Source organism: Alkalimonas delamerensis, from assembly GCF_030717955.1.
GTDB lineage: Bacteria > Pseudomonadota > Gammaproteobacteria > Enterobacterales > Alteromonadaceae > Alkalimonas > Alkalimonas delamerensis.
Window position 1 is genome coordinate 233,231 of record NZ_JAUZVY010000004.1, and the last position, 21,583, is coordinate 254,813.

Below are 21,583 nucleotides of genomic sequence, written 5' to 3' on the forward strand. Positions count from 1 at the left end.
TGATTAGACGTTCAGCCGAGGGCGGCATCCGATCCAGGCTGTGCTGGCCTGGCTGCTTTGGGCAAATCGCCGCTGTTGCCAAGCGCCAGCGCCATCATCGGTTGCTTCAGCTTGCTTTGCTTATCCAGCAGGCTCATGCCGATAGAGCGCAGCACTTTCGGCAGCAAAGCGCCACCGGCAAAGCCGCGTTTAAAGGTCTCCATCGCCAAAATCAGGCTTTGCGCTTCGGATTTTCGCCAGCGCTGATAACGGGCCAACAGCCGTGGGCAATCGATAGCGCCCTGCTGCTCCCGCTGCTCTGAGATTAGTTCTGCTAATGCAGCAACATCCATCAGTCCCAGATTCATGCCCTGACCGGCCAGTGGGTGGATGCTGTGGGCGGCATCAGCCACCAACACCACCCGGCCCTGCACCCATTGATTGGCGTAGCGCATGCGAAGCGGGATCCGTTGCCGTTCACTCACAAGTTGCAGCGGCCCCAGCACCGATTGACTGGCTGCTGTCACCGCTTTGGCAAAGGCCTCGGCCGGCAGTGCCTGCAAGGTCTGAGCCCGCTCGGGCGGTACACTCCAGACGATGGACACTTGACGGCTGTCCGGCAATGGCAACAACGCCAAGGGCCCATCCGGCCAGAACACCTGGCGGGCGGTGGCCTGATGCGGCTCGGTGCTGGCTAAGGTAGCGACCAATGCATGGTGTTGGTAATCCCAGTGCGTCAGGGGCAGTTGCAGCGATTCGCGGATAAAAGAGTTGGCACCATCGGCCGCCACCAGCAAACTGGAGAGCAGCAAGTCACCGCTTTCCAGTTGCAGCGCAACATTCTGGTCGCCCTGGCTGATGCGGCTGATGCCGCTGCCAAACAAGCACTGCACATTGCTGTGCTGGCTCAGCTGCTGATAGAGCTGCTGACGAATGCTTTGGTTGTCGCAGATCCAGCCAAGAGCCGGCAGCTGCTGCTCGGCCGCCGAAAAGCCCAGCCGGCCAAAGCTGTCGGCTTGCCACACTTCCATCTGCTGATAAGGCGCGGCCTCGGCGGCAATGCCAGACCAGACACCCAGCCCGGCCAACAAGCGCTGCGATGCCAGGTTCAGGGCACTGACGCGGGAAAAGTCGGCTGCACCTGGCTGCGGCTGCGGGCCTTTTTCCAGCAGCCGGATCTGAAGCCCGAGCGGAGCCAACAGCAAGGCCAGCGTCAGGCCAGCGCTGCCTGCGCCAACAATGGTGATATCACAATGCTGCATCGTTTGAAAACTCCTTCAGCTGTGCCTGCTGGCGCAGCGTCGCGCTGTAGCCCATGGCCTGGCGGGCCAGTGGTTGTTGCAACGGCTCACACAGCAGCATGCCGAGCAAACCCAGATTGCGGCCCAGTGCCAGCAACCGGGAGCGATTGGAAAATAGCCGCACCAGCCCATCGGTCAGGGTCATCACCTGCTGCATATCGGCCTCGCGGGCCAGCTGGTACTGGCGCAGCATGGCGTAATCGCCAATGGCTGTCGGCATCTGCTGCACCAGCGCGACCAAAGCAGCAATATCGCGCAGCGCCAGATTAAAGCCCTGACCGGCAATCGGATGCAGGCTGTGCAGGCTGTTGCCAAGCAGTGCAATGCGATGACGCACCGGGCTGTCGCTGCGCCTGAGTGTCAAGGGGTAACTGGCCCGGGCGCCACTTTTGACAAAGACCCCGGCCCGGTAGCCAAAAGCTTGCTGAGCGGCGGCGGTAAAGGCTGGCTCGTCCAGCTGCATCAACTGAGCGGCTTCTGCCGGTTGGGTGGTCCAGACCAAGGAGTAGCGCTTGCCAGGCAAGGGCAACAGCGCTATCGGACCATCGGCGGTAAAGCGCTCAAAAGCCCGCTGCTGATGCGGCTCGGCCAGCGCCAGATTGGCGATCACCGCCGTTTGCTCGTAGTGCTCGCTGCGCAGGGCAAAACCAGCCAGCTGCCGGGTGGGCGACAGGCCGCCTTCGCACACCACCAAAAGCCTGGCAGAGAGCGTTTTGCCACTGGCCAGTTGCAGCTGCACCTGATCGGCTTGTTGCTGCAAGGAGGCCACCTGATCCGGCTGCAGCATCATCAGTTGCTTGCCCGGTAATGCTTGCAAGCGCTGCTGCAGCAACTGCCCCAAGTGCTCCACTTCGAGCACTGCGCCAAATTCGCTCAGGCCAAAGTGATCGGCTTCAAGGTAGCATTTGCCAAAATGGCCGCGATCCGACACATGAATATGGCGGATGGGGCTGGCTTTGGCCCCAAGCTCCGGCCACAGCTGCCAGTTGCGCAATTGATCGACACTGGCTGCCGCCAAAGCGATGCTGCGACTGTCAAAACTGACCGAGCGCTCTACAGCGGCTTGTTGTTCTATCACCGCAATGCGAAGCGTCGGCCTGGCCTTAAGCAAAGCCCAGGCCAGCGTGAGTCCTGCCATGCCGCCACCGGCAATGGCGATATCGACCTCTGGAGCTGTGTCAGTCAAACTGGCCATGGCCTTGTCCTGGGTCGCTTGCATCCTGAGCCATTAAGGCTTCAATCTCAGCAATGGTTTTGGGCACCGCCGCCGTCAGATTGCGATGGCCCTCTGCGGTAACCAGCACATCGTCTTCAATGCGAATGCCAATGCCCCACCATTTGGGATCGGTGTCGCAGCCTTTGGGAATGTACAGGCCGGGCTCGACCGTTAGCACCATACCGGGTTCAAACACTCGGTTTTTCGCACCGGGCTCGGGTACGGCGCCTTTCGGCTGGTAAGAGCCAACATCGTGCACATCCAGCCCCAGCCAATGGCCCAGACTGTGAATCATCCAGGGCTTGGCCGCTTCGGCTTCGATGAGCGCATCCAGCTCGCCCTGGAGGATCCCAAGCCGATGCAGGCCTTCGGTCAGCACCCGGTAACAGGCTTGGGTGGCGAGCGCAAAGCTGCTGCCGGGTTTGATTTCAGCCAGCGCCGCCAACTGGGCATCCAGCACCAGCTGATAGAGGGCCGCCTGCTCAGTGCTAAAGCGGCCATTCACCGGGAAGGTACGGGTAATATCGGCAGCATAGCCCTGCCACTCGCAGCCAGCATCGATCAACACCAGATCGCCATCGCAAAGCTCGGCGTTGTTTTCGGTGTAATGCAAAATGCAGGCATTCTCGCCCCCGCCAACAATGGCGTTGTAGGCCGGGTAGCGGGCGCCCTGCATCGCACTGTGGTGCAAAATGCAGGCTTCTAACTGGTATTCCTGCATGCCGGGCTGACACAGCTGCATCGCGGCCTTGTGTGCATCCGCGCTAATGGTGGCGGCTTGCTGCATCAGGCTGATTTCGTGTGCATCTTTCAACAGCCGCAGCTCGCTAAGCAATGGCCGTAAATTGCATTGCTGCTGGGGCGCCAGCTCGCTTTGGCGTGGCGTAGTGCGGATCTGCTGTTGGCAAGCGTTCAACTGGCTTAGCAAAGCCTCATCGTCGCCAAAACAAAACCACAGCTGCTGTTTGCCTTTCATGGCGGCGACCAGCTGCGCTTGCTGTTCGCTGATGGAGGCTGCCGCTATACCAAACTGCTGCTCTGCCTGCTCCGGGCCAAAGCGCCGGCCTTGCCAGACTTCTTTTTCCACGTCTTTATCGCGGCACAGCAGCAGCTCAGCGCTTTGTCCGGCTGCATCTTTGGTTAAAATCAGCAGCGCATCGGGTTCCGGGAAAGCCGTCAGGTACCAAAAGTCACTGTTGGGACGAAAGGGGTACTCGGTATCACGGCTACGGGTCTGTTCATGGCCAGCGGCAATGACCGCGACCGAAGAGGCAGGTAATTCAGCCAGCAACCGCTGGCGACGCTCAGCCTGGGGCCTGTTCATGGTTTTTCCTTTGTACGGGGATCAGTGCAAGGTCTTTTTCGGCGCCGTGCCCTGTTGGTACTTTACACCCACTTCGTGGAAGCAGTTCAGCGCCAGGATACGGATATGTTCCAGCACCAGGTAATAGGACTCTTCGTTTTCCTGCTCGGAAAAATCGCTGCTGCTGTGCACATCGAGCCGGGTGATTTCGGTCAGCTGATTGACCGCATCGCGAATGTCTTCCGGCACCAGGGATAAGTCGGTTTGCAGCACGGCAAAGCCAACCAAAAAGGCCTGACACCACTCGACCACGGCTTCGAGCCGTTCAATCAGACTGTCGTCATCGCTGGGCAGCAACAAAGCAAAAGCGTAGTCGGTTTGCTGCAGTTGCTCGGCAGTAAGACCAATCAACTCGACAATCTGTTTTTGCACCGCGACCGGCACCGCCTGATTGTCGTTCAGAAAATCGTACAGTACCGGCAGGATCTGCTGTTGTTCTGCCTGGACACCGGCGGAGAGCAAGCCACTGATTAAACCATGCAGTTCGGCCGGAGAGGCCATCAGCTGCGATTCTTCCATCCGAAGCAGCCATTGCTCATACGGCATTAAATAAGGGGTCGGCATTTTGGCATCACCTAAAAGCATCCATGACCTTATCCTACCACTTGAGGAGCTGTCAGGCCAAGAAGCGGTCGACGATAAAGAAGACAGTGTTGGCACCAAGCGCACAGCTTTTCAGCACCCTGCCCTTTCATCCGGCCAGCAGCCGGTGCTATACTGAATTTGTTCTCTGAGCTGTTGGTGATTGGATCGACGTCCCTGAGCCGATATTCAGATTGCCAAGGGATTCACCTTGTCACTTTTGTGCAAGCCCGGCCCGTACCGGGAAGCCTACGGTGGCATCAGACTCCCGCCTTGAACCCAGGGTTCAAGGGCTACCATCCGACACGGCAGCTTCGGAGAACATAACCCCAGGTAACCATCACAACTTCAGGGAAGCAACGGGTGCAAAGCCGTCACGAACTGCGCCAACTGATCCGCCAGCGTCGCCAACAACTCAGCACCCAGCAACAACAGCAGGCCGCAGAGCAACTGGCCGAACGCTTTACTGCCCTCCCCTTTTTAGCCGATTGCCAGCATATTGCACTCTATTTAAGCAACGACGCCGAGCTCGATACCTGGCCGTTGATCCATGCCCTGTGGCAACTGGGCAAGCAGCTGTACCTGCCATTGCTGCACCCTGTTACCCCTGGCCATCTTATTTTCCAGCACTTTCATGCCAATACCCCGATGCGAGCCAATCGTTTTGGCATTCCCGAGCCCGACTGGAGCTGCCCGGATCTCTGCCCGGTGGCACAACTCGATCTGATTTGCACTCCCTTGGTGGCCTTTGATGCCAGTGGCAATCGTCTGGGCATGGGAGGCGGCTTTTACGACCGCACTCTGGCCAATGCTCCCCTTCGCAGCCGCGACGGCCAGCCCAGAGTGATTGGTCTGGCGCATGCTTGTCAGCAGGTGCCGGCAGTCCCCGTCGAGGAATGGGATGTGCCCCTACCGGCCATCTGTACCCCGACACAAATTTTCCTGCCGTAATTTCCGGTCAAAACTTTCTATAAAATACCGCGGGAACTGCTGTTGTCTGACGCGGAGTTGGTTATAATGACTGCCTAATTTATCCATCTGTACGGCTAATCAAGGTTTTCTTATGCTCGATGACATGAAACGCAAAGCAGCCTGGGCGGCGCTTGAGTTTATTCCGCGCCATACGGTGGTTGGTGTCGGCACAGGTTCGACCGTCAATCACTTTATTGACGCTCTTGCCAGCATCAAAGATGAGATCCAGGGAGCGGTTTCAAGCTCCGAGCAGTCCACCGCTAAACTGAAAGCCTTGGGCATTCCGGTGCTGAACCTGAACGACATTGACAGCTTCTCCGTCTACGTGGATGGCGCCGATGAAATTAACCCCGACAAGCACATGATCAAAGGCGGTGGCGCAGCCCTGACCCGGGAAAAAATCGTCGCTGCAGTGGCGGAAACCTTTATCTGCATTGTCGATGAAAGCAAGCAGGTCCCGGTGCTGGGTCGTTTCCCCTTGCCGGTAGAAGTGATCCCAATGGCCAGCAGCTACGTGGCTCGTGAGTTGAATAAATTGGGCGGCCGCGCTGTGTTGCGTGATGGCGTTACCACCGACAACGGCAACGTGATCCTGGATGTGCATGGGCTGGAAATTCATCAGCCGATACAGCTGGAGGCACAAATCAACAATATCGTTGGTGTGGTCACCAATGGCATTTTTGCCATTCGCGCCGCCGACAAAGTGCTGGTTGGCACGCCCGCTGGCACCACCCTATTAAAATAACAAGAAAGAACCAAGTTCTGCGTCCATTGTAGACGATGCAACAAGAGAAGAATCATGGAAAAATTTTCACTGGCGAAAGATAAAATCAAAATTTTACTGCTGGAAGGTCTGCACCAAAGTGCGGTTCAGACTTTCAAAAATCAGGGCTACAGCAACATTGAGTACCTGAAAACCTCTTTGCCGGAAGAGGAGCTGATTGAAAAAATCCGCGATGTGCATTTTATTGGCATTCGCTCGCGTACCCAATTAACCGCCAAGGTACTGGCTGCCGCTGACAAGCTGGCGGCGATTGGCTGCTTCTGCATTGGCACCAATCAGGTGGACCTGGCTGCGGCGTTAGAGCGCGGTATTCCGGTATTTAATGCGCCTTTCTCCAACACCCGCTCGGTCGCCGAGTTGGTATTGGGCGAAATCATTATGCTGCTGCGCGGCATTCCGGGCCGCAATGCGGCGGCGCATCGTGGTGAGTGGCTCAAAACGGCCAACAATTCCTATGAAGCCCGCGGCAAAACTCTGGGTATCATTGGTTATGGCCACATTGGTACCCAGCTGAGCATCATGGCTGAGCATTTAGGCATGCGGGTGCAGTTTTACGACATTGAAGACAAGCTGGTGCTGGGCAATGCGACTCAGGTGGATTTCTCTACCTTGCTGAAAACCTCCGATGTGATCAGCTTGCATGTGCCGGAAACAGCGCAAACCAAAAACATGATTGGCGAAGCCGAACTCGACCTGATGAAGCAAGGCGCCATTTTGATCAATGCTTCTCGTGGCACTGTGGTGGATATTGACGCCCTGGCCGAAGCCTTGAGCAGCCAGAAACTCAATGGCGCAGCCATCGATGTGTTCCCGGTGGAGCCGAAAAGCAATCAGGAAGAGTTTGTCTCACCACTGCGTGCTTTTGATAATGTGCTGCTGACCCCACACATTGGCGGTTCAACCCAGGAGGCCCAGGAAAACATTGGCTACGAAGTGGCGGGCAAGCTGGTCAAGTACAGCGACAATGGTTCAACCCTGTCTGCGGTTAACTTCCCGGAGGTCTCCTTGCCAGAGCACACCGGTCGCCACCGCTTGCTGCACATCCACAAAAACCAGCCAGGCATGCTGACCAAGATCAACGAAGCCTTTGCCCGTCACCAAATCAACATTGCCGGTCAGTACCTGCAAACCAGTGCCGATGTCGGTTATGTGGTGATAGACATCGATTCGGCCGATTACGAATTGGCGCTGGCGGAACTCAAAGCCATTCCTGGCACCTTGCGGGCCCGGGTCCTGCATTGAGAGCTGTGACAAGTGACAAGCTGAAACAATAAAACCGGCTGCAAAGCCGGTTTTATTGTTTAGAAGCCGAAAGATTAGAAAGAATAGACCACCGACGCAGAGGTTTCGGTATCGGTTTTAAAACGCCCGGCATCCGGCTTGGAGTCGTATTTCACCACAAAGTTAAAACGCATCGACAAGCGGCCATTGAGCTGGGCGGTTAAGCTGCTGCGACTGAGCACACTGGAGCTTTCGCCATCCAGCGACAACACCGTCTCCAAGGCCTGACGAAAACGGGTGCCTTGATACACTTTGTACTCCAGATTTGCCGCAGCAAACCAAATCAGGCCACCTTCACTGTCGCCATTTTGCCGCTTTTGATACCCCACACCCGGGCCAGTTTCCAAATCCAGGTAACTTGGGCTGCGCTCAAACACCCGGTTGGCATAACCAAGCGCCACAGAGGCTTGTTCACGAAAAGCACCAAAGCGGTCATTCAGATAAGCGGCACGGCCAAAGCCACTCTGGTTGCTGGCAGCAAATTTGTAGTTGCTCTGACCGGTCAGGCCAATGCGCTGGCCGGAGGTAATGCGATCATAGCCGTCGTTGTCGGCATTGCGGACTTTGCTGGTACGGGTTAATCCTTGCACCTGATAGCGGTTTCGAAAGTAGGGGATCTCGTGCACCAGTTCAGAGTTCAAACGCACTGAGGTTGCTTTGGTATTGCCGCTGCTGTACAGCAGGCCCAACTCGACATCCCCACCTAAGCTGGGTTCGGTCAAATGCTGCGATGAAAAAGGACTTTGCTCTGCCAACAAGGCAGCCGATGCCATCAGCCCAACAACACCGCAGAACAAAATAATGACTTTTGAACGCACTGCAACCACTTAAAATTTTTCCTGAACTGTAAAAAGCAATTATTGTAAAGCTTTTCAGACAGCAGTCCAATACAAGGGTTCACTAAAACACCAACAAAGGGATGAGTGGCGCAATTTACCGGATGGGCACCGCTTAGGCCCCTGCAACGGGGGCCTGCTAACCGGCCTTGGGATACTTTGTTTGTATCCCTAAACAGTATTCCTGCGCTGAATTCGTGCCCGCCTTTTGAGACGGGCACGACTTAGTCGGCAGCTCGGTTGGCAATAAAATCAAGCGCCAGGCTCAAACGCGCCAGGGTGCGCTCACGACCCACCAGTTTTAGGGTAACATCCAGCGACGGGGAGTTGCCGGCACCACTGACAGCAACCCGCAACGGCATGCCGACTTTCCCCATGCCAAGGCCTAACTCTTCTGCCGTGCTGTGAATGGCCTGCTGAATCGCCTCGACTGTCCAATCGCTTAAAGTAGTGAGCTTTTGCTGCACCAAAGCCAGCGGCTCAGCCGCAACCGGACGCAAGTGCTTTTTCGCTGCGGCTTCGTCAAAGGCATCGAAGTCCTCGTAGAAGTAACGGCTGACCTGCACCAACTCCTTCAGAGTTTTCACCCGATCGGCCTGCACCTGAATCACTTCGGTAATAGCCGGGCCCTTGCTGGTATCCAGCTGCTGATCGTTCAGATGCCAGGCCAGCTCTTCAGCAACCCGCTCGGCAGGTAGGGTTTTGATGTAATGCTGGTTCAGCCAAATGAGTTTTTCAGTGTTAAAGGCTGAAGGCGCCCGGTTGCAGTTCTTCAGATCAAAAAGCTCAATCAATTCGGTTTTGCTGAAAATCTCCTGATCGCCATGCGACCAACCCAGCCGGACCAGGTAGTTGAGCAGCGCTTCTGGCAAAAAGCCGTTATCGCGGTATTGCATCACCCCAACAGCACCATGACGCTTGGACAGGCGCTTGCCATCATCACCCAGGATCATCGGTACATGAGCGTAATGTGGGATCTGAGCGCCAAGGGCTGCCAGGATGTTCATCTGACGCGGCGTATTGTTGACGTGATCATCGCCACGGATCACGTGGGTAATGCCCATCTTCCAATCATCCACCACCACCGTCAGGTTGTAGGTGGGTGAGCCATCAGTTCGGGCAATGATCAAGTCGTCCAACTCTTTGTTGGCAATCTCGATACGACCCTTGATTAGATCGTCGATCACCACAGTGCCTTCCTGCGGGTTTTTAAACCGAATAACGAACGGCTTGTCGGTTGGATGATCGGTTCTGTCGCGCCACAAGCCGTTGTAACGGGGCTTTTCGCCCGCCGCCATTTGCGCCTCACGCATCTGGTCCAGCTCTTCGATGGTGCAAAAACATTTGTAGGCTTTGCCGGCATCCAGCAGTTGCTGAATCACCTCTTTGTACAAGTCGAAGCGCTTGGTTTGGTAGTAAGGACCTTCGTCCCAGTCCAGTCCCAACCAATCCATGCCTTGCAAAATGGCATCGACCGAGGCTTGGGTCGAACGTTCCAGATCGGTATCTTCGATCCGCAGGATAAATTTGCCACCCATTTTCTTGCTGTATAACCAGCTGTACAAGGCTGTACGAGCCCCTCCAACATGCAAATAACCAGTGGGGCTTGGCGCAAAACGGGTCACAATCGACATAGGGCATTCCTGTAGCAGTATTCAAGTGGCGCTATTGTAGCAAGTTTTCACTGGACTGTTGTGGCCTTTGCAGAGGAAACTGCATTGAATGACAACAAAATGACGCTTTTTGCAGCAACCGAATCGCATTTCTAAATTTCCTGTTGACAGCCTAACGCTGAACTCTATAATGGCGCCATTGATGCAGCGGATGATTAGCTCAGCTGGGAGAGCACCGCCCTTACAAGGCGGGGGTCACTGGTTCGAACCCAGTATCATCCACCATCATCAATGCTTCAGTTATTCTCTCAGAGTGGATGATTAGCTCAGCTGGGAGAGCACCGCCCTTACAAGGCGGGGGTCACTGGTTCGAACCCAGTATCATCCACCACTCTCAATTGCTTCTATTATTCTCAAACTCAATCATTAGCTAAGCCGAGAGAGCACCGCCCGCTCCCTGTGACAATACGGTTGCCTCTGGTTCGAACCCAGTATCATCCACCACTCTCAATTGCTTCTATTATTCTCAAACTCAATCATTAGCCAATCCGAGAGAGCACCGCCCGCTCCCTGTGACAATACGGTTGCCTCTGGTTCGAACCCAGTATCATCCACCACTTTCATTACCCCAATTATTTCACAGTAAATCATTTATCGTTTTATCTTCTTCACTTTTCTTGTTTCATTTAATTTCCCATTAAGCAGCTATTTTTATTCAAAACTTAGCCGTTATCTTGCTATAGTTGTGACATGACTAGGCTTTTCTTGTCCGGGTTTTAATCACTTCATGGATGCCAGCATTTCGCCCGATGTACAGATCCTGATTATCGACGAGCAGTCGCTCGCACAAAGCTACCTGAAATTCGCGCTGGAAAAGCTGGGCTACCAGCAAATCGATATGGCCGATCGGGCTCAGGATGCCATACAGCTGTGCAAAACCCGTCAGTACGATTTGATTATTTGCGCCCATAATCTGCAAAAAGGCAAAGATGGCTTTCAGCTGTACGAAGAGCTTAAAGCCCGGGGCCTGCAAAAACTTAGCACTGGCTTTATCTTTATCAGTGCCGATACCGATCCCTCCCTGGTGTACAGCGTGATTGAATTGCAACCGGATGAGTTTCTGGCCAAGCCCTTTGTGATGGGTGATCTGGAAGTCCGGATCGAGCGAGTATTAAAGCGCAAACAACGTCTTAAGCCCATTTACCAACTGTTGGATCATGGCCAGCCAGAGCGTGCCCTGGAGCTGGTGAATACCGAGCTTGCCAAGTCCTCCAGCACTGCTTTTTATCCTCTGCTGTTAAAGCTCAAAGGCGACTTGCTGCTGCAACTGCAACAGTACAATGAAGCCGAGCAGTTTTTTAACAGCATGCTGGATTTACAGCCTTTTCCCTGGGCACGAATTGGGCTGGCCCGTACCCTGCTCTGGCTGCAAAAAGAGGATCAGGCACTGGCCATGTTGCAGCAATTGACCCGACGGCCAGAAACCCGGCTGGAAGCTCTGGACTGCATGGCCGAGCTCGATTTTCGGCAACAGCAGTACGATGAAGCGCAGCAGCATTTGCAGCAAGCAGCCGCACTGGCACCCCGCAACTTGCTACGCCAGCAAAAACTGTTGCAGTTGTGCCGCATCAATCATGATTACGAGACCCAGTATCAGGCAGCCAAAAGCATGGTGAAGTTTTCCCGCCACTCCATGCATGAACAGCCCGATCTCTATCTGAATATGGCCCGGGCCGGCATTGACTTTGCGTTGACACTGGAGCAAGACGACGAACAGAGCTTGCGATTAAGCCGACAAATCAATCAATGCTTAAGCTCGATCCGTCAGCAGTTCAATGAAAACCGCAAAGAGTTTCAGCAAGAAGTGATTCAGGCCCGCTTGTTGTATCTCAAAGACAACAAAGACAAGGCACAACAATTGCTGAAAGATTTGCAGGAAAAAGTACCGGACAACGACTCCATTGAAGATGCACTGGACCGCGCCAAAGCTTTGCATGAAGTGGGTTTAAGCGATGCTGCCAACAAACTGTTCCGCCAGATCAGTCAGCGTTGTCAGCGAGAAGGGTCCGATCCGGTTTTCAGTGCCTACTTAAAACAAGAACAACAAGAACGGGCCAGCATGCCATACGGTGCCCGCGAGCTGAACAACAATGCGGTGCATCTTTACCAGCATGGCAATTGGCAGGAGGCCTTCAAAGCTTTTGAGCTGGCCCTGCGCGTGATGCCTAAAAGTGCTGCCATTGCGCTCAACCTGCTGCAAACCATTTTATCGGCGCCACGCCGCACCGCCATCAATGAAAGCCAGCAGGAAACATTGATCCTGCGCTGTCTGGACATTATTGAGCGCGGTAAACTGAATCCGGATCAAGTCAAACGCTATCAAAAGCTGAAAGAAAAACATCCGGAGCGTTTTGGCGATCCCAGCGTCATCAGTCATTGATGGCTGATGGACTGGCTTGGGCTAGCTTGGGCTTGGGCTGGCACAGCCCTCAAACCCTGAGCCAGCGCTTCAGCCTTTAAAGGTTTACTAAAAAAGTAACCTTGAAAACAGGAGCATCCTAAGGCGGTTAAGGTTTCCAGCTCAGCCTGCGTCTCGACCCCTTCGGCCACCACTTCCAGCTCCAAACTGGCAGCCAGAGCAATGATGGCTTTGGTGATGGCTGTGTTGTGTGCCAGGCTGTCCAGGTCCCGCACGAATTTTTGATCGATTTTTAACTGGCCAAGCGGCAACTGCTGCAAATAGCTCAGCGACGAGTAGCCTGTACCAAAATCGTCCAGCGCAAAGCGAACCCCCAGCTGTTGCAATGTCACCATTTTTGTGCGGACTTTGTCCACATCATCCACCAACATGCCTTCGGTTAACTCCAGCTTTAACCGCTCGGGTGCAGCGCCGGTGCGAATCAGGCACTGAATCACTTTTTCGACAAAGTTGTCCTGAGCAAACTGGTAGGGACTGATATTGACGGAGCAGATAAGATGTTTGCACTGTGCTTGCTGCTGCCACTGCACCAACTGGCGACAGGCTTGCTCCAGTACCCAGTCGCCGATGGCGACAATCAGACCGGACTGCTCGGCAAAAGGAATAAAAACGCCCGGTGAGACCGCTCCTTGCTCCGGGTGCTGCCAACGGATCAAAGCCTCCACTGCCACCACCTGCTGACCAGAGACGATGGGTTGGTACAATAAATGAAATTGCTGCTGCCGGATGGCTTGGTGCAGATCCTGCGCCAGCTGACTGCGCTGCTGCGCCAGTGTTTGCATTCTGGTATCAAAGAACTCCACCCCGTTCCGTCCTGCGGTTTTAGCACGGTACATCGCCATCTCTGCCTGCGCCAAGAGCGCATCGACCGGGCTCTGGCTCCCCTGAAATACCGTGATACCAATGCTAACCGATGCCTGGTAGCGATGCTCCCCCAAAGGGAGCGGGCAATTGATGCTATTTAACAGCAAATCGGCCACCTTGCGAGCATGAATCGCCGCATCCTGAGCCGAGCTGGCCAGCTCGCTCAGCACCACCACAAATTCGTCGCCGCCAAGACGTGCCATCACATCGCTGTCGCGCAGTTGATGACGAATGATCTGCGCCACCTGCTGCAAGTAGAGGTCTCCGAGCAAATGGCCATGGCTATCATTCAGGTTTTTGAAATGATCCAAATCGATCAACAGTACCGCACCCGCCAGGCCTGAGCGATTCGAGCTGGCCAACTCTTGCTGCAACAATTCAGACAGCAAGCGGCGGTTGGGTAGCTCGGTCAGGGCGTCGTAAAACGCCAATTGTGCCGCTTTGGACTCCACCCGTTGCCGCTCCAGGCCGCCGCCAATATTGCCGGCAATCAGCTCAAGCGCTGCGATACTTTCTTCCGACCAGTGATGCACAAAACGCACGATATCGAGTCCGAACATGCCTTGCAGCTGACCGGCCGCCATCACCGGCAGCATAATGACCGATTGAATGTGCTGAGCTTGCAATAACGCTTGCTCAGCACTGCCGGCAGGCAAAGTCGAGACATCGCTGATGGCGACCGGCAGTCCTTGTTGCATCGGCTTCATCCAGGCTGCTAAAAGCTCGGTATCCAAGCCCTGCAACATCGCTCGTTGACTGGAAACGCCGACCGCACACCATTCATGGGTGTTGTTGGCATGACGAAGATCCGGGGTAAAGGCAAACAGATAACTGCGATCGGCCTGGAAAAACAGACCGATATCGGCCAGCGCCTGATCAATAGCTGTGTTCATGCAATCACTGCTTGCCCCGGTTAACAAGGCCGACAGTTTAGCAACCAGTTGAAATAACGCTTTGTTGGACATCTGTGCCGCTAAGCTCACCAGGGTACCTTTTGATCGGTTCAACCTTAAGGCCGGTTCAAACTCTTAGTTTAGACGTCCTGCATAGAGGATGCAAAAAGCTACTTTTTGCCTATGATAGGATCTGGCCACTCGGCAAAAACCTGCGGCATGCGGCGACTGCGCAGCAACCAGAGCCCGAAAATCAGCAGCAAAGATGGCGCCAGCAGCAGCCAGGGTTGTTCTACCGCCACATAGGGGGGCAAGGCTTGCACCGTGAGCAGCAGATCCGGTACCAGACTGGCCAGCAACCACCATTTGCCATAACGCCAGACCCGAAACCAGGCGGGATGGCCTTTGGGTCGTCGCTGTGTCAGGGCGACGCAAAGCAGAAAAGTTGGCAACGCCAGCAGGCAAGCCAGCAAGAATTGCTGCTGATCCGGGTAGAAAAACGCCAGCATTTCACCTTTTTGCTCCGGTATGGTCAGTGCCAGCACCCAGCTGAGCAAGGGCCGCAGCAGCAACAGCAGCAGCAAGTAAAAGCGCAGCGGGATCACCACCAAGCCGTCGTTATCAAGTGGCCAGTGCAAATCCGGCTGCCGCATCAGGCCTGACGCCTGCGCTGGGCTAAGATGCCCAGCAGGGTAAAGATGCCCAAGGTGACCCAGGGCAGCCAGAGGTTACTAAGCCCGGCCAGCTGACGGGCCACAATAGGGGTGACAAAAAGAGTAAAAGCACCGTAGCCAAAGGCACAGACCAACACAAAGATCAGCGTGCGCCAGACAAAGTGCATCCCCGCCACCTGGCGGCGAATAAAGCGGTTGATGTCATCACCAAACACCACCAGGCTGGTAGCCACCATGGCCAGGGCAATGTCCCGGATATAAGGCCGGAACAAAGCGCCCCATTGCAGCAGCAGATCCTGCAACGCATCCATCAGGCAACTCCATGTTCAGTAAAAAGCGCCTGCATTTGCGCCTCATCCCACACCGGAACACCCAATTCTTCGGCTTTGGCCAGCTTTGAACCGGCATTCTCACCGGCAATCACGGCATAGGTTTTTTTCGACACCGAGCCGGAGACTTTCGCCCCTAAGCGCTGCAACAAGGCTTTGGCGTCATCCCTTCCCATGCTGCTTAAGGTACCGGTCAGCACCAGCGTCTGACCTGCCAATGGCTGCGCAGCGGCGCTTTGTACGGCGATGGCCGGCCAATGCACACCGACCGCTTGCAGAGCCTGGATCACCGCCTGATTGTGTGGCTCATGGAAGAATGCCACCAGATGCTGTGCCACCACAGTGCCCACATCCGGCACTTGTTGTAAGGCCTCTTCGTCCGCCTGCATCAGGGCAGCCAACTCACCAAAGTGCTGCGCCAGATTCAAGGCAGTGGCCTCACCGACTTCACGGATACCGAGGGCATAAATAAAACGCGGCAAGCTGGTGCTTTTGGCGGCTTCGATGGCGTTGAGCAATTTACTGGCCGATTTTTCGGCCATCCGCTCCAGCCCTAACAAGGCGGGTAAATCCAACTTAAAAATATCGGCCGGTGTTTGCACCAACTGCTGCTCGACCAGCTGATCAATCAACTTCTCACCAAGGCCATCGATATCCAAGGCTTTGCGCGAGACAAAATGCTTTAAAGCTTCTTTGCGCTGGGCCGCGCAATACAAACCACCTGTACAGCGGGCAACGGCCTCGCCTTCAACCCGCTCCACCTGGGATTGACACACCGGGCATTGCTGTGGAAAAACGATGGCACGACTGTCGGCCGGGCGCCGCTCGGACAGCACCGAGACAATTTGCGGGATCACATCACCCGCCCGGCGCACCGTCACGGTATCGCCAATTTGCACGCCCAGCCGATTGATCTCGTCCTGGTTGTGCAAAGTCGCATTGCTGACGGTTACGCCGCCCACCAGCACCGGTTCCAGCCGGGCGACAGGGGTGATGGCGCCGGTTCGCCCCACCTGGAACTCAACATCCAGCAAGGCGGTTAACTGCTCCTGTGCAGGAAACTTAAAAGCGATGGCCCAGCGAGGTGCCCGGGCGACGAAACCCAGCGCCCGTTGCTGTGCCAGACTATCGACTTTGACCACCACACCATCAATTTCATAAGGCAAGCTGGCACGGCGTTCGGCCACCTGCTGGTAATACGCCAGTACCGCCGCCGCACCCTGCACCCGCTCGATTTCCGGGCAAACAGGAAAGCCCCAGCCTTTGAGTTGCTGCAACCGCTGGTGATGGCTTTCTGCATCCAACTGGCCGGCGCTGTCCTGCACTTCGCCCAAACCATAGGCATAAAACATCAGTGGCCGGGCTGCGGTCACTTTCGGGTCCAGTTGGCGCAAGCTGCCTGCGGCGGCATTGCGCGGATTGGCAAAGACTTTATCGCCTTTAAGGCGGGCAGCATCGTTCATCCGCTCAAAGCCAGCCAACGGCATAAAGACCTCGCCACGAACTTCCAGCACTTCGGGCCAATCGGAGCCTTGCAAGCGCAAAGGAATGGCGCGAATGGTGCGAATGTTGCTGGTAATGTCTTCGCCGGTGCTGCCATCACCCCGGGTGGCGGCTTGAACCAGCAGTCCGTGCTGGTACCGGATGCTGACCGCCAAACCGTCCAGCTTCGGCTCGCAACAAAAGGCAAAGTCGCCGGCAAAGTCCAGTCGGTCGGCCATCCGCTTGCAAAAAGCGGTGAAATCCTCTGCCGCAAAGGCATTGTCCAGCGACAACATCGGCACCGAATGCGCAACCTGGGCAAACTGCCCCAAAGGCTTTTCTCCCACCCGTTGGGTTGGCGAATCTGGGCGGACCCATTCAGGATGCTGCTGCTCCCAGACTTGCAGCTGACGAAACAGCCGGTCGTACTCGGCATCAGGGACGCAAGGGTCGTCCAGCACATAGTAGTGGTAACTGTATTGATTCAATTGCTGTTGCAATTGCTCGACATCGGCTTGTGTCGGCGTGCTCATGGCGGGAAACTCACTTAAAGGAAGCAAGCAGGCAGCCGGGGCTGCCTGCAATGGATTAACGGGCGCCGCGGATCAACTGCTGGCGCTGGAACTCACGAATTTTTTCAACATAATGCCGCACGGTTTGCACTGTCAGCACGCTGCGCTGGCCATCCAACACCTGGCCACCGAACTCTTCGGCGATCTTCTTGGCCGCGTTGTTCATTAAATTGAAGTTTTGCAGCGGCTCACCAGGCCCCGGCAAGGTCATAAAGAGACTGATGCCTCGAGTGCTGATTTTTTCCATCTGATCGACATCAAAGGTGCCGGGATTAAACATATTGGCCAGACTGAACAAGACCTCACCGGCGCCGGTGCTGTCCTGATGCCGGTGAAAGATATCCATCTCGCCAAACTTAAAGCCGAGCGTCAGCAACAGCGGCAGCAAGTCCTGACCTTTGATTTCACGGCCTTCCGGCAGCAAGACGTACAAAATTAAAACCTCAGAGGGTTCGGCGCTGCCCGTGGCCTGCGCTTCCGCGTCATCCAGTTGCTGCTGTGCCGCGGCGGCGCTTTCTGCCCGCTGCACCGGGGCCTCATCGGTTGCATCCAGTGCGCTGAAGCTGAGCTGCGGCTCGGCTGGCTCGTCAAAATCAAACTGGTTTTGCACCTCGGCCGCTTGCTGGCTGTCGGCTGACTGCTCTGATTGTGCTTGCTGGGGCTCAGCCGCCTGGGCTGCGCCTTTGCGCAGTACCCGGACTTTACCCACCCCAAACTCGTCAAAGCCATCGCCATCGGACCGGTTTTGCTGACTTTCGCTGTCATCCTGCCCGCTGAGGTCATGATCCGGGCGGCCCTGGCCCGGGTGGTAGCGGTGCTTTTGACTGCCATTTTTACGCACCGTCCACAGCCCATGCAGCAGCAAGGCACCGATGGCCAAAGCTATCAAGATAAAAAGCGCTAAACGTAATTCACTCGCCATTCCCGGATCCTTTTGATTCTAAGAGGCTTCAGCCATTTTTACTGCATCATCAACATCGACAGCCACCACTCTGGACACGCCAGGTTCTTGCATGGTGACTCCCATCAGCTGCGCTGCCATCTCCATGGCTATTTTATTATGACTAATATAAATAAATTGTACCGTTTCTGACATTTCCCGCACAAGGTTGCAGAAACGCCCGACATTGGCATCATCCAAGGGTGCATCCACTTCATCCAGCATGCAAAATGGGGCCGGATTCAGCTGAAAAATCGAAAACACCAATGATAATGCGGTTAAGGCTTTTTCACCACCCGACAGCAAATGAATGGTGCTGTTTTTTTTCCCGGGAGGTCTGGCCATAATGGCCACCCCGGTTTCCAATAAATCGTCATCGGTCAGCTCCAGATAGGCACTGCCGCCGCCGAACACCTTAGGAAACAAGGTTCGCAAGCCCCGGTCAACCCGCTCAAAGGTGTCTTTAAAGCGTTGACGGGTTTCCCGATCGATTTTCCGAATGGCTGTTTCCAGCGTTTCAAGCGCTTCGGTTAAATCCTGATGCTGGGTGTCGAGGTAGCTTTTGCGCTCGGCTTGCTGCTGGTACTCGTCGATGGCAGCCAGGTTAATAGCACCCAGCCGGCCAATGGCGTCGGTGGTTTTATCCAGCTCTGTTTGCAGACCTTGTTCGTCGGCATCGGTTGCCAGCTGTTCCAACACCTGCTTTAACTGGACCTGCTGCTCTTGCAGAAGTTCCAACATGTTGTTGGCGCGGATGCGATGCCCTTCGGCGTCCAACCGCAGCGACTCCAGCTGTTGCCGCTGCTGATTCACCCGTTGCAAAATGCTGTGCTGCCCTTGCTCCAGCTGACGAATTTTTTGCTCACAGTCCGACAGCTGGTTTTGCAGCTGCTGCAACGCCTGCTCGGCAGCCTCCCGTTGCAACAGAGTTTCTTGCAGCGTTTCATGCAGCTGCATATCCGGCTCATCGTCGTCGCTCTGCTGCAACAACTGCTGCTCCCGCTCCTGCAGATGCTGGGACTGCTGCTGTGTGCGGTTTAGGCTTTGTTGCAACACCTGCAGCTGGCGCTGGCCGCTGGTGAGTTGCACGCTCAGTTGTTGCAGCTGCTGTTGCTGCTGATCCCGGGCCGCCCGCTCCGCGCGCAATGCCTGCTGCAAGCGCTCGCGCTCTTGCTCCAGTGGCAACTGCTGCGCTGCCAACTGCTGCAGCTGCTCTTCGTGCATCAGCAATTGCTCCGATAACTGCTCTTGCTGCAGCTGGCTTTCTTCCAACAACAGATCCAGCTCGCGCTGCTCTTGTTGCAACTGCTGCTGTTGCTGCTGCCATTGGCTGCTTTGCTGCTGCTGCAACAGCCAGGCGGTGCGGGCTTCTTGTTCCTGCTGCGATGCCTGCTGTACCCCTTGTTTGCATTGCTGCAACTGCTGCTGTTGGTCCGCGTGCTCTTGCTGTGCTTGACTCAGCGCCGCTTGCAGCTCTTGTTGCTGCTGGTTCAAATCTGCCAGCTGTGCACTTAGCGCCGTCAGTTGCTCGGCCCGGGCCAGGTAGCTGTCTTGCTCGTGCAAGCCGGCGACCAGGCACCAGTTGCTTCCATACCAATGCCCAGTCGGGGTCATCAGGCTAACGCCGGGTTCAAGCCTGGCCAGTTGCTGCTGTGCGTCAGCGTCATCCTGCACCAGCACAATGCGCTGAAAATAATCCGGCACCCCTTCGCCTTTCACCTTATCCGCCAGTACCGGGCCAGCCAGCCCCGAGCTATCAAGCTTTGATTTGCCGGTGAGCACCAGGGACGCGGTCAGGCTGTCAGGCCACTGGCTTTCGGTGCTGGCATGGCGCAATGCACCTAAGGCCAGGGTCACGGCCTCGGCCCAGCCGGCTTCGACCTGCCATGAGGCGACTAAATTGTGTTGCTGCTGGTGTTGCGCCTGCTGCAAGCGATGCTGTTGCTGTTGCAACTGCTGCCTTTCCAGCTGCAACCGGTCCTGCGAGCGCTGCAACTGTTGCAGTTGCTGCTGCCCTTGCTGCAGTGCTGCCTCGCTAGCTTCGAGCTGGCTTTGCTGATGGCTGGATTGCTGCTGTGCTTGCTGCCACTGCTGGTGCAGGCTCTGAACGGAGTCGCTGGCTAACTGCTGCGCCAGCTCGGTCAGCTGTGAGGTTAACTGATGCGCACGTTGCTGGTGCTGACTTTGTTGCTGACGCGCATTGGCCAGCTGCATTTCCCATTGCTGTTGCTGGCGCTGCTGGGCAAAATGCTGTTGTTGCCATGCCTGCCAGTCCCGCTCTGCCTGCTGCTGATCCTGCTCCAACTGCTCGAGCTGCTGCTGTCGCTCGGCCAGTTGCTCTTCGAGCAGAGCTTGCTCGGGCGCTAACTCCTCCAGCACAGCTTGCTGCTCTTCAAGCTGCTGTTGCTCCATCACCAGGTGCGCCTCTGCATCCTGCAATTGCAATCGCAGTTTATCCAGCTCACTGCTGCGCTGCTGCCGCTGTTGGCGCTGATGCAACAACTGTTGCTCAATACGACTGATCTCGGCACCCAGCCGATAGAAACCTTCTTGCTGCTCACTTTGACTAAGACGCAGCTCCTGCTGCTGCTCTTTCAGCTCAATCAACACCCGCTGATCGCCCAGCTGGGCCGCCTGAAACTTTTCCAGCTCGGTCTCTTCAGCCGCCAGTTGTTGCTCCAGCTGAGTTTGCAGCTGATGGTACTTTAACCAGCGCAGCGCCGTCACTTCGGCCTTAAGCACCCGTTCGCGGGCTTTTAATGCTTTGTAGCGCTCGGCAGCACTGGCCTGACGCTTTAATTTTTCCAGATTCTTACCGAGTTCTTCACGCACATCGGACAGCCGATCCAGATTCTCCCGGGTATGACGGATGCGGTTTTCGGTTTCACGCCGTCGCTCTTTGTATTTGGAGATGCCGGCGGCTTCTTCAATAAAGACCCGCAATTCTTGCGGTTTGGATTCAATCAGGCGGGAAATCATCCCCTGTTCGATGATGGCGTAGCTGCGAGGCCCGAGCCCGGTGCCGAGAAAGATGTCGGTAATGTCCCGCCGCCGGCATTTGCTGCCATTTAAAAAATAGCTGGATTGCGCTTCCCGGGTCACCAGACGTTTGATGGCGATTTCACTGCGATCGGCCATCGAGCCATGCAATCGACCCTGCGTATTTTCAAACACCAGCTCAACCGACGCCTGCGAAACCGGCTTACGCTGCGCCGAGCCATTAAAAATGACATCGGTCATCGCATCGCCACGCAAGTTTTTGGCCGAGCTTTCCCCCAGCACCCAACGTACTGCATCGATCACATTGGACTTGCCGCAGCCATTGGGACCCACCACGGCGGTCATCTGCTGTGGAAAAGGCACAGAGGTTGCGTCAACGAAGGATTTAAACCCCGCCAGCCGGATCTGCTTTAAGCGCATTTA

At 55.7% G+C, this 21,583-nt stretch carries 16 protein-coding genes, 2 tRNA genes and 1 other RNA gene; 7 read left to right on the forward strand and 12 right to left on the reverse strand.

What is annotated here, in order from left to right; genetic code table 11:
• Positions 1 to 11 precede the first annotated feature (11 nt).
• From Q3O59_RS11230 to Q3O59_RS11245, 4 genes are read right to left on the reverse strand one after another with little or no spacing between them, the layout of a single operon-like run.
• The gene (locus tag Q3O59_RS11230; protein WP_305945668.1) at positions 12 to 1,241 is read right to left on the reverse strand and encodes an FAD-dependent monooxygenase; all 1,230 of its coding nucleotides are present in this window, start codon (positions 1,239 to 1,241) and stop codon (positions 12 to 14) included.
• Positions 1,228 to 2,475 (reverse strand): 2-octaprenyl-6-methoxyphenyl hydroxylase, encoded by a 1,248-nt coding sequence (gene ubiH, locus Q3O59_RS11235; protein ID WP_305945669.1) that lies wholly within the window; start codon positions 2,473 to 2,475, stop codon positions 1,228 to 1,230. Before ubiH ends, Q3O59_RS11230 begins: the two co-directional genes overlap by 14 nt.
• Positions 2,459 to 3,820, reverse strand: a complete 1,362-nt coding sequence (pepP, locus tag Q3O59_RS11240; RefSeq protein WP_305945670.1) for a Xaa-Pro aminopeptidase — start codon at positions 3,818 to 3,820, stop codon at positions 2,459 to 2,461. Before pepP ends, ubiH begins: the two co-directional genes overlap by 17 nt.
• 21 nt (positions 3,821 to 3,841) lie before the next feature.
• On the reverse strand, positions 3,842 to 4,444 hold the full coding sequence (locus Q3O59_RS11245; RefSeq protein ID WP_305945671.1) for a UPF0149 family protein: 603 nt from the start codon (positions 4,442 to 4,444) through the stop codon (positions 3,842 to 3,844).
• A gap of 139 nt (positions 4,445 to 4,583) precedes the next feature.
• Between Q3O59_RS11245 and ssrS the strand changes: the two genes are divergently transcribed.
• The 4 genes from ssrS (at position 4,584) to serA (ending at position 7,439) form a co-directional block, all read left to right on the forward strand.
• Positions 4,584 to 4,766: non-coding RNA, 6S RNA (ssrS, locus tag Q3O59_RS11250), on the forward strand.
• Between the two features lie 38 nt (positions 4,767 to 4,804).
• Complete coding sequence (locus Q3O59_RS11255; protein ID WP_228592004.1) at positions 4,805 to 5,392, forward strand: 5-formyltetrahydrofolate cyclo-ligase; 588 nt, start codon at positions 4,805 to 4,807, stop codon at positions 5,390 to 5,392.
• 112 nt (positions 5,393 to 5,504) lie between these two features.
• Positions 5,505 to 6,158, forward strand: coding sequence for a ribose-5-phosphate isomerase RpiA (gene rpiA / locus Q3O59_RS11260; RefSeq protein WP_228592002.1), 654 nt, complete (start codon positions 5,505 to 5,507; stop codon positions 6,156 to 6,158).
• 54 nt (positions 6,159 to 6,212) lie between these two features.
• A complete protein-coding gene (gene serA, locus Q3O59_RS11265) occupies positions 6,213 to 7,439 on the forward strand; it encodes a phosphoglycerate dehydrogenase (RefSeq protein WP_305945672.1) in 1,227 nt (408 codons plus the stop codon).
• 74 nt (positions 7,440 to 7,513) lie between these two features.
• On the opposite strand, the gene Q3O59_RS11270 is transcribed toward serA, so the two are convergent.
• Together Q3O59_RS11270 and gltX are read right to left on the reverse strand one after the other, a co-directional pair.
• The gene (locus Q3O59_RS11270) at positions 7,514 to 8,305 is read right to left on the reverse strand and encodes a DUF481 domain-containing protein (protein ID WP_305945673.1); all 792 of its coding nucleotides are present in this window, start codon (positions 8,303 to 8,305) and stop codon (positions 7,514 to 7,516) included.
• A gap of 233 nt (positions 8,306 to 8,538) precedes the next feature.
• Complete coding sequence (gene gltX / locus Q3O59_RS11275) at positions 8,539 to 9,948, reverse strand: glutamate--tRNA ligase (protein ID WP_305945674.1); 1,410 nt, start codon at positions 9,946 to 9,948, stop codon at positions 8,539 to 8,541.
• Positions 9,949 to 10,136: 188 nt separating this feature from the next.
• Here gltX and Q3O59_RS11280 point away from each other — a divergent pair.
• The 3 genes from Q3O59_RS11280 to Q3O59_RS11290 all read left to right on the forward strand — a co-directional run bounded on the left by Q3O59_RS11280 (position 10,137) and on the right by Q3O59_RS11290 (position 12,367).
• Positions 10,137 to 10,212, forward strand: a tRNA-Val gene (locus tag Q3O59_RS11280).
• Positions 10,213 to 10,242: 30 nt separating this feature from the next.
• Positions 10,243 to 10,318: transfer RNA gene (locus Q3O59_RS11285), tRNA-Val, on the forward strand.
• Between the two features lie 396 nt (positions 10,319 to 10,714).
• Positions 10,715 to 12,367 (forward strand): response regulator, encoded by a 1,653-nt coding sequence (locus tag Q3O59_RS11290; RefSeq protein ID WP_305945675.1) that lies wholly within the window; start codon positions 10,715 to 10,717, stop codon positions 12,365 to 12,367.
• Here Q3O59_RS11290 and Q3O59_RS11295 read toward each other — a convergent pair.
• The 6 genes from Q3O59_RS11295 to Q3O59_RS11320 all read right to left on the reverse strand — a co-directional run bounded on the left by Q3O59_RS11295 (position 12,361) and on the right by Q3O59_RS11320 (position 21,580).
• A complete protein-coding gene (locus Q3O59_RS11295) occupies positions 12,361 to 14,163 on the reverse strand; it encodes a putative bifunctional diguanylate cyclase/phosphodiesterase (RefSeq protein WP_305945676.1) in 1,803 nt (600 codons plus the stop codon). The genes Q3O59_RS11290 and Q3O59_RS11295 overlap by 7 nt on opposite strands.
• A gap of 170 nt (positions 14,164 to 14,333) precedes the next feature.
• Complete coding sequence (locus Q3O59_RS11300) at positions 14,334 to 14,816, reverse strand: DUF2919 family protein (RefSeq protein WP_305945677.1); 483 nt, start codon at positions 14,814 to 14,816, stop codon at positions 14,334 to 14,336.
• Positions 14,816 to 15,148: a DUF3392 domain-containing protein gene (locus Q3O59_RS11305; protein ID WP_305945678.1), complete on the reverse strand. Its 333-nt coding sequence runs from the start codon at positions 15,146 to 15,148 to the stop codon at positions 14,816 to 14,818. The genes Q3O59_RS11300 and Q3O59_RS11305 overlap by 1 nt, the downstream gene beginning before the upstream one ends.
• Complete coding sequence (gene ligA, locus Q3O59_RS11310) at positions 15,148 to 17,181, reverse strand: NAD-dependent DNA ligase LigA (protein WP_305945679.1); 2,034 nt, start codon at positions 17,179 to 17,181, stop codon at positions 15,148 to 15,150. The genes Q3O59_RS11305 and ligA overlap by 1 nt, the downstream gene beginning before the upstream one ends.
• Before the next feature lie 55 nt (positions 17,182 to 17,236).
• A complete protein-coding gene (zipA, locus tag Q3O59_RS11315; protein ID WP_305945680.1) occupies positions 17,237 to 18,142 on the reverse strand; it encodes a cell division protein ZipA in 906 nt (301 codons plus the stop codon).
• 18 nt (positions 18,143 to 18,160) lie between these two features.
• Positions 18,161 to 21,580: an AAA family ATPase gene (locus Q3O59_RS11320; RefSeq protein WP_305945681.1), complete on the reverse strand. Its 3,420-nt coding sequence runs from the start codon at positions 21,578 to 21,580 to the stop codon at positions 18,161 to 18,163.
• Positions 21,581 to 21,583 lie beyond the last annotated feature (3 nt).